Consider the following 12,698-nt stretch of genomic DNA (forward strand, 5'->3'; position numbering starts at 1 on the left):
CTTCTTTCTTTGACTTAAATGGCGAAGTCGAGCTTGTTCTCGGCTTCGCTGGCAATTCCGGTGCGGTAGGCCAGCATGCACAGATCGTCGATCGAGATGGATTCGAGCCTGGACATGATCTCATCTTGCTGCTTGAACCACATGGGTCGGATGACCTGGCGGCCCAGTTCCGATCCCGGCATGTCCTGGTAGGGGTCGTTGGCCATTTCAAGGGCGCTGACCACGCGCACGATTTCGCCCACCGTGATGCGCCGTCTCTCGCGGGCCAGCCGATAGCCGCCCTTGGGGCCGCGCACGCCGGTCAGGATGCCGCTGCGCACCAGTTGCTGAAGCGTCTGTTCGAGATAACGCCTGGGAATGCCCTGGCGTCTGGTGATCTCGCGGCTTTGCACCGGCTCGCCGCCCGCGTGATAGGCGATGTCGAGCACCGCTTCGATGGCAAAAAGCATTTTCTTGGATGGCTTAAGCATCATGCCTCCTTATTGATTACGTTCCGGTCGAGCCGAAGCCGCCGGTTCCTCGTGCGCTGTCTTCCAACTTTTCCGCCTCCAGCAGGGAGATGCGGGTGACGGGCGCAATCACCATCTGGGCGATGCGCATGCCCCGCGTGATGGTGAAGGGGTCGCCCGACAGATTGATCAGAATGACCTGCACCTCGCCCCGGTAGTCGGCGTCGATGGTGCCGGGCGAGTTGAGAACGGTAATGCCGTTCTTCAGGGCCAGCCCCGAACGCGGGCGGATTTGCGCCTCGAACCCATGCGGCAGCTCGATGGCGAATCCCGTGGGCACGGCCGCGCGCTGGCCAGACCCCAGAACCAAGTCTTGGGTGACTGCGGCGGGCAAATCCAGCCCTGCGGCATGAAGAGTGGCATAGCTGGGCAGAGGGATGTCCTTGCCATGCGGCAAGCGTTGGATCATGGCCGTGCTCATGACTTTTTCCCCTTGCTGGCCGAGGGCTTCAAGGCGCTGGCGATCCTGCCCGCCAATTCCGTTCCGATATCGGCTTTGCTCATCCTGGGCCAGCTTTCGATTCCATCACGGGTGATCAGATGCACCTGATTCATGTCGCCGCCGAAGGTGCCCGTCCCTTCCGAGACGTCATTGGCCAGAATCCAATCGGCCCCCTTGGCCTTCAATTTCTCTTGCGCGAAGGCCGACAGTTTCTGCGTTTCGGCGGCGAAACCGATGACCAGTCGGGGTCGGTTCTTCTTCAAGGCGGACAGGGTTGCCAGAATGTCGGGATTGGTCGCCAGTTCAAGCGCTGGCGGGGCCGCTCTCTTGGCCTTTTTCATCTTGTCCTTGGCGGGCGCTTTTACTTTCCAGTCGGCAACGGCGGCGGCGCAGATGGCGATGTCGGCGGGCAGGGCGCCAAGACAGGCGGCCAGCATTTGCTCGGCGGTTTCGACGTGTTGCGTGCGAAGGCCGGTCGGGTCGGGAAGTGAAACCGGACCCGACACCAGCGTCACCTCGGCCCCGGCCTTGGCCAGCGCCATGGCGATGGCATGGCCTTGCTTGCCCGAGGAACGGTTGGCGATGTAACGAACCGGATCGATCGGCTCGTGCGTGGGGCCGCTGGTGACCAGGGCGCGAAGGCCGGATAGCGGGCCGGATGCGAACTGGGCTTCGATGGCGGCAAGAATGTCTTGCACGTCGGCCAAGCGACCGGCGCCGACTTCGCCGCAAGCCAAATCGCCCGCTTGCGGCCCTACGCATGCGCAGCCGCGAGACAGCAGCAGCTTCAGGTTGGCTTGGGTGGCCGGATGCTCCCACATGGCCGTGTTCATCGAGGGGGCCAACAAGATCTGCTGGCGGGTAGCCAGCAAGACAGCCGTGGCCAGATCATTGGCCATGCCAGCGCCCATGCGGGCCATCAGATCGGCGGTGGCTGGGGCCACAAGGATCAAATCGGCCTCGCGCGCTAGGCGGATATGGCCCATTTCGATCTCGTCGGTCAGGGAAAACAGATCCTGATGAACCTTCTCGCCGGTCAGGGCGGCCATTGAAAGCGGCGTGACGAAGCGGGAACCCGCCTCGGTCAGCACGCATCTGACCCTGGCGCCCCGTTCCATTAACCGCCGGGCCAAGTCCAATGTTTTGTAGGCGGCAATGCCGCCCGCAACGATAAGAAGGATTTGTTTTCCAGAAAGCATGTGCCCCGCGCGATCAATATTCCACAATCCGCCGTGTTGTTAGAATAGATTTAACGCCCATCTTAGCGCAAGGGCCAAGTGTGAAATATTTATATCTTACGTAGCGTCAAGTTAATGATGGGGTGGTTATTTAAGGAATAGGAAGACCAAGAGAATGGCCGCCGCTACCCAGGCCAGCGAGCAGGCCGAGCAAACTTTGCGTTTATGTCCTGATTTCAAGGCTCCAAGCGTGTCGGGATGCAGCTTGATTCCCTGACTGGACAGCATGCCTGCCACTTTTTGGCCCTGGGAAATGATATGGGGCAGGCTGGCGATGCCGCCCGCCGTCCCCGTTACGGCCTCCTTGAGGCGGGCCAACGGCCCCAGGTGATCGGCCATCCAACCCTGAACCATGGGCTGGGCCAGCATCCACATATTCAGGTCGGGGCACAGGCTGCGCCCGACCCCTTCGGTGACCAGCATGCTTTTCTGGAGCAGCAGCAACTGAGGCTGAACTTCCATCTCGAACGTCTCGGTAATCTGGAACAACTGGCCCAGTAGCCGGGCCAGGGAAATTTCGGAAAGCGGGCGGCCTAGGATGGGTTCGGCGATCGAACGGCAGGCCTGGGCGAAGGTTTCGACCGACTTGTGGCCCGGCACGTAGCCCGCCTCGAAATGAACTTCGGCGGCGCGCTTGTAATCGCCGGTCAGGAAGCCCAGCAACATTTCGCCCAGATAGCGGCGGGTGGAAAGGTCCAAACGGCCGGTGATGCCGAAATCGACGGCGATCAGATTGCCGTTCGCATCGACGAACATGTTGCCGGGATGCATGTCGGCGTGAAAGAAGCCGTCGCGGAAGACCTGATTGAAAAAGGCGGCGGCGGCCTTCTCGACCAGCACCTTGGGATCGAAACCGGCCTCGATCAGGCGTTCGCGTTCGTCGACCGGAATGCCGTGCACGCGTTCGAGGGTCAGGACGCGTTTGGCGGTGCGCGTCCAATCGACCTCGGGAATGTTGAAACTGTCGTCGCTGGCGAAATTCTCGGCCATTTCGGCAGCGGCGGCGGCTTCGAAGCGCAAATCCATTTCCAGCAGCACCGTCTCTTCGATGGTGCGCACGGTTTCAATGGGTTTCAGGCGACGAAGCTGGGGTTGGGTGGCTTCCACGATTTCCGCCAGCCAAAGCAGGAAATCGAGATCGCGGGCGAAGGCCTGTTCGATGCCGGGGCGCAACACCTTGACCGCCACTTCGCGACCTTCGACGGTGACGGCGAAATGTACCTGCGCGATGGAAGCCGCCGCCACCGGCACATCGTCGAAACTGGAATACAGGCTGTCTAGGGGTTGGGCCAGTTCGGCCTCGATGGTGGCTTTGGCCTGGTCGCTGGGGAAGGGATCGAGGCGGTCTTGCAGTTCCGACAGATCGGCGGCGATTTCGTCGCCCAACAGGTCCGAGCGCGTGGACAGGGTTTGTCCGAATTTGATGAAGCTGGGACCCAGTTCGATCAGGGCGGCGGCCAGCCGCTGGCCGGGCCTGCCCGGCGCCTTTCGCCAATTGGTGAGCTTGACCAGAAGCGCTACCTGATGGCCGATGCCGAAATGGTCCAGCAGAAATAGGGCGTCATGACGCGCCAGGACGCGGGCGATATGAATCAGGCGGGAAAAATTGCGGACGAAACGGATCATTTGCTATCGCCCCTCAAGCGCCGGGCGCGTTTCTCCGAAACGCTAGGCTCCCGCGCGCACCGGCGCGCGCGCGTGCCTTGCACGCGAGACTTCCTGTTCGCATTTCTGGGCGTTCCCAAGTCCTTCACAGTCGCCACGCCGAATGGATGGCGGCGATGCCGCCCGACAGGTTGCGATAGCGGGCCTGCTCCAGCCCAGCCTCTTCCATCATCGAGACCAGTTCTTCCTGGGCCGGGAAACGGCGGATGCTTTCGGCCAGATACTGATAGGCCTCGGCGTCGCCCGCCACTTTGGAACCCAGCCAGGGCAGGACCGAAAAGGAATAGGTATCGTAAATCTTGTCGAATACCGGCAAGACGACGCGGCTGAATTCCAGGCAGAAAAAACGTCCGCCGGGCTTCAAGACGCGTTTGGCTTCGGCCAGGGCCAAGTCGATATGCGTAACGTTGCGAAGACCAAAGGCGATGGTGTAGGCGTCCAGGCTGGCGCTGGGCAGCGGAAGACGTTCGGCGTCGCCCACCACCCAGTCAAGTCCCTGCAAATAGCCTTTGTCGATGGCTCGCTCGCGGCCCACCTTCAGCATTTCCGCATTGATGTCGCAAACGGTCACCTGTTCGCCGCCGCGATCCAGGAAGCGAAAGGCGATGTCGCCCGTGCCGCCGGCGACGTCCAGCAGATGCTCGCCCGGACGGGGTTTGACGGCGTCGATGAAGGCGTTCTTCCAAAGCCGGTGGATGCCCAGGCTCATCAGGTCGTTCATCAGGTCGTAGCGGGGCGCTACGGAATCGAAGACGGCCCTGACCAGCGAGGCCTTTTTGGCCTCTTCCACGGTCTGAAAGCCGAAATGGGTGGTCTGCGGTCGTTCATTCATGGGGGAAACATACATTAACTTTTGGCCAAGTCCCTATATTAATATGCAAAGAGGGGTTCGGCGCCACTCGGGGCTTGACGCGCCCTGTTTCGCGGACTATAAACCGCGCTCTTTTTAATCGATGACCGGACGGGTTTTAAAGTCATGGCCAACCACAAGTCGGCAAAGAAGCGCATCCGCCAGACGGCGCGCCGCACTGAAGTCAACACGGCCCGCATGAGCCGTATCCGCACCTTCGTCAAGAAGGTTGAAGCCGCTATCGGCGCGGGCGACAAGGCCGCCGCCCAGGCCGCCTTCAAGGAAGCGCAGCCTGAAATGGCGCGTGGCGTGACCAAGGGCGTTCTGCACAAGAACACCGTGTCGCGCAAGATTTCGCGCTTGGCCAAAAGCGTCAAGGCGCTCGGCTAACATCAACTGAAAAACGCCTGAAAATGGGACGCGCTCGAGACATCGAGCGCGCCTTTTTCTTTTCTCAAAAAGAATCAGCGTCAAGGCTAAAAATTTTTCTCAGCCTGCGTCGTGCGCCTCTTGCCATCACGCCGAGTCGCGAGTAAAGTCCGACCCCTCGCCAGCGAGTCGGAGACTCACACAGCAAAGAAATATAAAATGTTGAACCGCCTAGAAATAGGTCGCTTATTTTGCAGAATGCGAAGTATCCATTTGAATGTTTAAACTTTACTTAATGTCGTTCGAATTTGTTCGTTTGTTGTATTCAAAAAAGCAATAAGGGGCGCTGAAGCGCTCCGGCTCTTGGAAGAAGATTCCGCCAGGGTGGGGGTAAGCTTTCGCCAGGAGGGTCTTGCGTTCCGTAGCTCCGAGGGGCGGGACGCGCGGAAGGCGGGCGGCGTCCATGTCATGGACTGCTGGTTAGTACGGGCGTAGTTGAGAGGGCGGAGAAGGGGATGGATGTGTCGGCGAAAGTGCTGTCGACGAAAGACCGGTCGCAAGCGGGCATTGGGGGTCTGAGCGAAGAAAAGCGTTGGGAGAAGGTTCGCACCCGTCTGCGTGACGAGGTGGGCGAGGCCGCTTTCAAAAGCTGGTTGGCTCCCGTTGACATCAAGGATGTCCGAGATGGTCGTTTGCGGCTGAACGCGCCTTCGCGCATGGTGCGCGATTGGGTGCAGACCCATTATGCCGACCGCATCCGCGCCCTGTGGGGCGCCGAAGCGCCTGGCGTGCACAAGGTCGAAGTGGCCATCGCGCCGCCCAGGGCCAAGGTGCCGCCGATTCCGGAAACCGTTCCCGCCGTCGTCGGGCGCAACATCGAAGCGCGCGAAGCAGCCAAGGAAGCCGGTCAGCCGGCGCCGGTTCTGGCCAGCGATGCCGATCGCGATGGCCTAGGCGCCCAGTTGGACGCCCGCTACACCTTCGACAATTTCGTGGTTGGAAAGCCCAACGAATTCGCCCATGCCGCCGCCCGGCGCGTGGCCGAAAGCAAGACGCCCGCCTTCAATCCCCTGTTCCTTTACGGTGGCGTGGGCTTGGGCAAGACGCATCTGATGCATGCCATCGCCTGGGAAATCCGCAGCCGCGATCCGCAGCGCAGCGTGCTTTATCTTTCCGCCGAAAAGTTCATGTACCGTTTCGTGCGCGCACTGCGCCATCAAGACATCATGGCCTTCAAGGAACAGTTCCGCTCGGTCGACGTGCTGATGATCGACGATGTGCAGTTCATCAGCGGCAAGGATTCGACGCAGGAAGAATTCTTCCACACCTTCAACGCCCTGGTGGATCTGGGGCGCCAGATCGTGGTGTCGGCCGACAAGTCGCCTTCGGACCTTGAAGGCCTGGAAGAGCGCTTGCGCTCGCGCCTGGGCTGCGGTCTGGTCGCCGACATCCATGCCACCAGCTATGAATTGCGCCTTGGCATCCTTCAATCCAAGGCCGAGCAGATGGGCGTCGACGTTCCGCCCAAGGTCATGGAATTCCTGGCCCACAAGATCACCTCGAACGTGCGCGAGTTGGAAGGCGCTTTGCGCCGCGTGACCGCCCATGCCCAGTTGGTCGGGCGTTCGATCACCCTGGAAAACACCCAGGAAGTTCTGCACGACATCCTGCGCGCCTCGGATCGACGCATTACCATCGAGGACATCCAGAAACGCGTGGCCGAGCATTTCAACATTCGCCTTTCCGACATGTCGTCGGCCAGACGCGCCAGGGCGGTTGCTAGGCCCCGGCAGGTGGCGATGTATCTGGCCAAGCAGTTGACCAGCCGCTCGTTGCCCGAGATCGGACGCAAATTCGGCGGGCGCGATCACACCACGGTGATTCACGCCGTGCGCAAGGTCGAGGAACTGGCCAGCCGCGATAGCGGCTTCGCCGAGGATGTCGAGCTGCTGCGCCGGATGCTGGAAGGCTAAACCTCCTTCTAAATCAGCGATCTAAAACGACCTCCGAGTCGCTTGCCGGGGGCAAGAAAGGGCTTCGCCTTGGCCTAACCCGTTGCTATACTCATCGCCCTTTTAGGGGATGCGAATCGGGACAGGAGTGGAAACCAGCCATGAAGCTGACCATTGAACGCGCAGCGCTTTTGCGTTCGCTCAATCATGTGCAAAGCGTGGTCGAGCGGCGCAACACCATACCCATCCTGTCCAATGTGAAGCTGGAAGCCAAGGGCGCAGGCCTGTCGCTCAACGCCACCGACATGGATCTCGACATCGTTGGCCAAGTGGCGGCTGAAGTGGCAAGGCCCGGCGAGACGACGGCGCCCGCCCATACGCTGTATGAAATCGTGCGCAAACTGCCCGAGGGATCGCAAGTCGAGATCGAGGAATCGGGCGAAGGCCAGATCACCTTGAAGTCGGGCCGCTCGAAATTCACGCTGGCCACTTTGCCGGTCGCCGACTTTCCGGTGATGAGCGGCGGCGAATTGCCGCACGAGTTCCAACTGGCCGCCGAAGAACTGAGATCCTTGATCGACCGCACGCGCTTCGCCATCTCGACCGAGGAAACGCGCTACTACCTGAACGGCATCTATCTGCATGCGGCGAAAAGCGACGGCATTCCGGTCTTAAGGGCCGTGGCCACCGACGGTCATCGTCTGGCCCGCGTCGAAGTGCCCTTGCCCGAAGGAGCCGAGGGCATTCCCGGCATCATCGTGCCCAGAAAGACGGTTGGCGAGTTGCGCAAGCTGATCGACGAAACCGAAAAGCCGATCCGCATCGGACTGTCGGATTCCAAAATCCGCTTCTCGTTCGATGGCGCCGTGCTCACCAGCAAGCTGATCGACGGCACCTTCCCCGACTATGAGCGCGTCATTCCGTCCGACAACGACAAAACCATCGAAGCCAGCTGCAAGGAATTCGCAGCCGCCGTCGATCGCGTCTCGGCCATTTCGACCGAAAAGTCACGTGCCATCAAACTGGCCGCCGTCAAGGGCATGCTGACCCTGTCGGCCTCGAGCGCCGAGAATGGCAGCGCGGTGGAAGAGTTGGAAGCCAGCTATGACGGCCCCGCCATCGAGATCGGTTTCAACTCGCGCTATCTGATGGACATTCTGGCCCAGATCGAGGGCGATGCCGTGCGCCTTGACCTGGCCGACGCCGCTTCGCCCACCGTGGCCAGGGAAGTCGCCGACGGCAGCGCCATCTATGTTCTGATGCCGATGCGCGTATGAGCGCCAAGATGTTGATGCGCGTTTGATCGAGCCGGGCCAGTCCATTCCCTCCTTGGCGGTGGTTCGGCTGCGATTGACCGGGTTTCGTTCCTACGGCCATCTGGCGCTTGATCCCGAAAGGCGGCCGGTGGCGCTGTTCGGCCCCAACGGGGCGGGCAAGACCAATCTGCTGGAGGCCGTGTCGCTGTTGGCGCCGGGCCGGGGGCTTCGCCGGGCCAGACCGCAGGACTTGGCGCAGAAGGACGGTGCTGGCGGCTGGGCGGTGGCGGCATCCTTGGTTTGCGGCGCTGAGCGATATGAGGTCGGCACCGGTTTCGAACCGGCGGATGGCGAGCGCAGGCAGGTGCGGATCGATGGTCAATCGGCCAGGGGGGCGACGGCGCTTTCCGGATTTTCCGCCGCCGTGTGGCTGACGCCCGCCATGGATCGTTTGCTGGCCGAAGGGCCGGGGGCGAGGCGCAAGTTGCTGGACCGCGTGGCCTTCGGTTTCGATCCCGGCCATGCCGGGCGGGTAACGGCCTATGAAAAGGCGATGAGCGAGCGGGCGCGCTTGCTGACCGGGCAGGGCATGAAGGCCGACGCGGCCTGGCTGTCGGGGTTGGAAGAGATCATGGCCGCCAAGGGCGTCGCGGTGGCGGCGGCAAGGCGCGAAGCGGTCAGGCGGCTGCAAGAGGCGATGGCGCAAGGCCCCGACAGTTTCCCCCGCCCCCAATTGGGTTTGGCGGGGTCGGTCGAGGAGGATTTGCAGACCAGCCCGGCCGTGGAAGTGGAAGACAAGTTGCGCGACGGCCTAAGGCAGGCGCGCCCGCGCGACCGGGAAAGTGGCGGCGCATCGCTAGGGCCGCACCGCAGCGATCTTGTGGTGCGCCATGCGGCCAAGGACATGTCGGCAGCACTTTGCTCGACCGGCGAGCAAAAGGCGCTGCTGGTGTCGTTGGTGCTGGGCTGGGCCAGGGCGTTGGCGGATGCCAGGGGCTTCGTGCCCCTGGTGCTGCTGGATGAGGTTGCGGCGCATCTGGATGAACTCCGGCGCGCCCAGTTGTTCGAAGCGTTGGACGATCTTGGCGCCCAGACATGGGCCACGGGAACCGACGCGCATCTTTTTTCCGCCTGGGGGGCGCGCGCGCAATTGTTTCGCGTCGAAGCCGGGCGGGCGACCATTATGAACTGACGGGTGATACGCATGTCGAGCGAGCCTTCCAATCCTTCGCAAGCCAACGCTTCCGATTACGATGCCGATTCCATCAAGGTGCTGCATGGGCTGGACGCCGTGCGCAAGCGCCCCGGCATGTATATCGGCGACACCGACGACGGCACCGGCCTGCATCACATGATTTACGAAATCGTCGACAACGCCATCGACGAGGCGTTGGCGGGCTATGCCGACCATGTGACGGTGACGCTGAACGGCGACGGTTCGGTCACCGTCACCGACAACGGGCGCGGCATTCCTTGCGGCTGGAACGAGACCGAGGGCAAATACGCCATCGAAATCGTCTTCACCGAATTGCATGGCGGCGGCAAGTTCGACCAGAATTCCTACAAGGTCTCGGGCGGCTTGCACGGCGTCGGCGCCTCGGTGGTCAACGCGCTTTCGGAACGGCTGGAATGCACCGTCGAGCGCGAGGGCAAAACTTATTACATCGCCTGGAAGCACGGCCTGATCGACAAGCCGTTGACGGTGATCGGCGAAGCCGCCACCGGTCGCGGCACGTCCGTCACCTTCAAGCCTTCTGCCGAAACCTTCACCATGGTCGAGTTCGACTTCCCCACCCTGGAACATCGGTTGCGCGAACTGGCCTTCTTGAATTCCGGCGTGCGGCTGATCCTGACCGACGCCCGCCACGGCGAGGAAAAGAAGATAGAACTGTATTACGAGGGCGGCATCGAAGCCTTCGTGCATTACCTTGACCGGTCGAAGACGGCTGTCATTCAAACCCCGATCGCCATCAAGGGCGAGAAGGACGGCATCACGGTCGAACTGTCGATGGAATGGAACGACAGCTATCACGAGACCATGCTGTGCTTCACCAACAACATCCCGCAGCGCGACGGCGGCACGCATTTGGCCGGTTTCAGGGCGGCGCTGACCCGCACCGTCAACGCCTATGCGGTCGATACCGGCATCGCCAAAAAGGAAAAAGTGGCGCTGTCGGGCGACGACATGCGCGAAGGACTGACCTGCGTTCTGTCGGTCAAGGTGCCCGATCCGAAATTCAGCTCGCAGACCAAGGACAAGCTGGTTTCAAGTGAAGTGCGCCCGGTGGTGGAAGGCATCGCGGGCGACAAGCTGGCCCAGTGGTTCGAGGAACATCCCGGCGAAGCCAAGAAGATCGTGGGTAAGGTGGTGGAAGCCGCCGCCGCCCGCGAAGCGGCCAGGAAGGCCCGCGAACTTACGCGCCGCAAGGGGGCCTTGGACATCGCTACCCTGCCCGGCAAGCTGGCCGATTGCCAAGAGCGCGATCCGGCGCTTTCGGAACTGTTCATCGTCGAGGGCGATTCAGCCGGCGGTTCCGCCAAGCAGGGACGCAACCGCAGCAATCAAGCCATTCTGCCCTTGAAGGGCAAAATCTTGAATGTGGAACGGGCGCGTTTCGACAAGATGCTTTCCAGCGCTGAAATCGGCACGCTGATCGCTGCGCTGGGCACCGGCATTGGCCGGGACGATTTCAACATCGACAAGGCCCGCTACCACAAGATCATCATCATGACCGACGCCGATGTCGACGGCAGCCATATCCGCACCTTGTTGCTGACCTTCTTTTATCGCCAGATGCCCGACGTGATCGAGCGCGGCTATCTGTACATCGCCCAGCCGCCTTTGTACCGCGCCAAGCGCGGCAGTTCAGAAGTGTATCTGAAGGATGAAAAGGCGCTGGAGAATTATCTGATCGACGCCGGTCTGGATACCGCCGTGCTGAAGCTGCATTCGGGCGCTCAGTTGGCGGGGGCCGATCTGCGCACCCTGGTCGAGCAGGCAAGGTCGGTGAAGTCGCTGCTGCTGCCCCTGGCCAGGCGCGTGCCGATGAAATTGGCCGAACAGGCGGCGATTGCGGGCGCTTTCAATCTGAAGGTGCTTAGCGACGATGTTTTGGCGCAAGAGGCGGCAAGCTATGTCGCCAAGCGCATGGATGCGTTGGAACCCGAATTCGAGCGCGGCTGGGTGGGGGCCAAGCGTCCCGACGGTGGCCTGACCTTCACGCGCACCCTGCGCGGCGTTTCCGAAACGCATAGTCTGGACGGCGTGATGCTGCATTCGGGCGAGGCGCGCAGGCTGGACGAAATCGCCGCCTCGCTGCAAGACAGTTACGCGCATAGCGGCAAGCTGACCACCAAGGATAAGGAATCGCTGGTGACCGGCCCCGTCGGTCTGGCGGGCGCCATCATGGATGCCGGGCGCAAGGGCGTTGGCATGCAGCGCTATAAGGGATTGGGCGAAATGAATCCCGAGCAGCTGTGGGCGACCACGCTGGACCCCGAGGCGCGCACGCTGTTGCAGGTGAAGGTGAACATGGCCGACGAAGCCAACGACATCTTCTCGACCCTGATGGGCGATCTTGTGGAACCGCGCCGCGACTTCATCCAAACCAACGCGCTGAAAGTGGCGAATTTGGATGTGTGAGGCTTAGCCAATCAACGAATTCTATGTTGGGAAGATATGTCAGAAGATGGTGTAGGAAACTTACTTAAGTTTCTTGGTACAGAGCACCAGCAGATTCTTACGACGTTGGTGACCTGCCGGGAGGAGTTTGACGCCTTTTCACAGCTTGATGCTCTTTATCAAGCCGTATTGGCAAACAGAGAAGTCTCAGGCCAGAACTTGGTTCTGCATCAACTTTTTATTTTTGCTCATTACCATCTATATTTTGCTATTTCGACACTCATGCGCTGCCATTTGTCTGAGGCGTTTGCTTCTGCTCGCGTGGCGATTGATGCCGCTCTCGCTGCAGCAATTATGATAGAAGATAGAAGCTTGCAGGCTGCCTACATTAAAAGGGAAAAACCCTTTGATAAGCTTGTTCGGCATTACAAGAATCTAATCAGAGACAGCAAATCTGTTCCAGAAATGGTGCCTCACCTAATTAAGCGGCACGACTTCTGTAGTCGGTATGCATCTCATGCTGATATGGATGTCTTTATACACCGTTCTTCGGTTATTGAAGGGCCTGGGGACGTGTTGGCTGTTGGATATTTCCAATTTCCTGACAGTCCAAACATGATGCGTATGTATATTCTTCAGCTGCTCCATGACTTTATCGTTGTCCTAGATACCTTCTCTGCTTTTTTTGTCGATGAAATTAGATTTGCGCCTGAAAATTGGCGTCAGGCCTTACGTGGCCTGGGAAACTTTGTAGAAGACCGTCTTCGTATTCTCGAGCCAACGCCTACAAAGTAA

General features: G+C 60.6%; 11 protein-coding genes. 6 read left to right on the forward strand and 5 right to left on the reverse strand.

Annotated features, from left to right (window positions below):
* Positions 1-14: 14 nt before the first annotated feature.
* The 5 genes from HQL44_08100 to ubiE form a co-directional block, all read right to left on the reverse strand.
* Entirely contained in the window at positions 15-470 is a 456-nt protein-coding gene (locus HQL44_08100) for an Rrf2 family transcriptional regulator (GenBank protein ID MBF0268539.1), read from the reverse strand.
* A 16-nt stretch (positions 471-486) separates the two neighbouring features.
* On the reverse strand, positions 487-930 hold the full coding sequence (dut, locus tag HQL44_08105) for a dUTP diphosphatase (GenBank protein MBF0268540.1): 444 nt from the start codon (positions 928-930) through the stop codon (positions 487-489).
* Positions 927-2,150, reverse strand: a complete 1,224-nt coding sequence (coaBC, locus tag HQL44_08110) for a bifunctional phosphopantothenoylcysteine decarboxylase/phosphopantothenate--cysteine ligase CoaBC (GenBank protein MBF0268541.1) — start codon at positions 2,148-2,150, stop codon at positions 927-929. The genes dut and coaBC overlap by 4 nt, the downstream gene beginning before the upstream one ends.
* A 126-nt stretch (positions 2,151-2,276) precedes the next feature.
* A complete protein-coding gene (ubiB, locus tag HQL44_08115) occupies positions 2,277-3,815 on the reverse strand; it encodes a 2-polyprenylphenol 6-hydroxylase (protein MBF0268542.1) in 1,539 nt (512 codons plus the stop codon).
* 124 nt (positions 3,816-3,939) lie between these two features.
* The gene (gene ubiE / locus HQL44_08120) at positions 3,940-4,686 is read right to left on the reverse strand and encodes a bifunctional demethylmenaquinone methyltransferase/2-methoxy-6-polyprenyl-1,4-benzoquinol methylase UbiE (GenBank protein ID MBF0268543.1); all 747 of its coding nucleotides are present in this window, start codon (positions 4,684-4,686) and stop codon (positions 3,940-3,942) included.
* A 144-nt stretch (positions 4,687-4,830) separates the two neighbouring features.
* Here ubiE and rpsT point away from each other — a divergent pair, with 144 nt between their 5' ends.
* The 6 genes from rpsT (at position 4,831) to HQL44_08150 (ending at position 12,698) form a co-directional block, all read left to right on the forward strand.
* Positions 4,831-5,094 carry a 30S ribosomal protein S20 gene (gene rpsT / locus HQL44_08125; GenBank protein ID MBF0268544.1) on the forward strand — a complete coding sequence of 88 codons (264 nt, stop codon included), beginning with the start codon at positions 4,831-4,833 and terminating at the stop codon, positions 5,092-5,094.
* Positions 5,095-5,588: 494 nt separating this feature from the next.
* Positions 5,589-7,046: a chromosomal replication initiator protein DnaA gene (dnaA, locus tag HQL44_08130; GenBank protein MBF0268545.1), complete on the forward strand. Its 1,458-nt coding sequence runs from the start codon at positions 5,589-5,591 to the stop codon at positions 7,044-7,046.
* A gap of 140 nt (positions 7,047-7,186) precedes the next feature.
* The gene (locus tag HQL44_08135; GenBank protein ID MBF0268546.1) at positions 7,187-8,302 is read left to right on the forward strand and encodes a DNA polymerase III subunit beta; all 1,116 of its coding nucleotides are present in this window, start codon (positions 7,187-7,189) and stop codon (positions 8,300-8,302) included.
* 58 nt (positions 8,303-8,360) lie between these two features.
* Positions 8,361-9,473: a DNA replication/repair protein RecF gene (recF, locus tag HQL44_08140; protein MBF0268547.1), complete on the forward strand. Its 1,113-nt coding sequence runs from the start codon at positions 8,361-8,363 to the stop codon at positions 9,471-9,473.
* A gap of 12 nt (positions 9,474-9,485) precedes the next feature.
* On the forward strand, positions 9,486-11,924 hold the full coding sequence (gyrB, locus tag HQL44_08145; GenBank protein MBF0268548.1) for a DNA topoisomerase (ATP-hydrolyzing) subunit B: 2,439 nt from the start codon (positions 9,486-9,488) through the stop codon (positions 11,922-11,924).
* 36 nt (positions 11,925-11,960) lie between these two features.
* Entirely contained in the window at positions 11,961-12,698 is a 738-nt protein-coding gene (locus HQL44_08150) for a hypothetical protein (protein MBF0268549.1), read from the forward strand.

The sequence above is a fragment of the Alphaproteobacteria bacterium genome (genome assembly GCA_015231795.1).
GTDB lineage: Bacteria > Pseudomonadota > Alphaproteobacteria > Rhodospirillales > WMHbin7 > WMHbin7.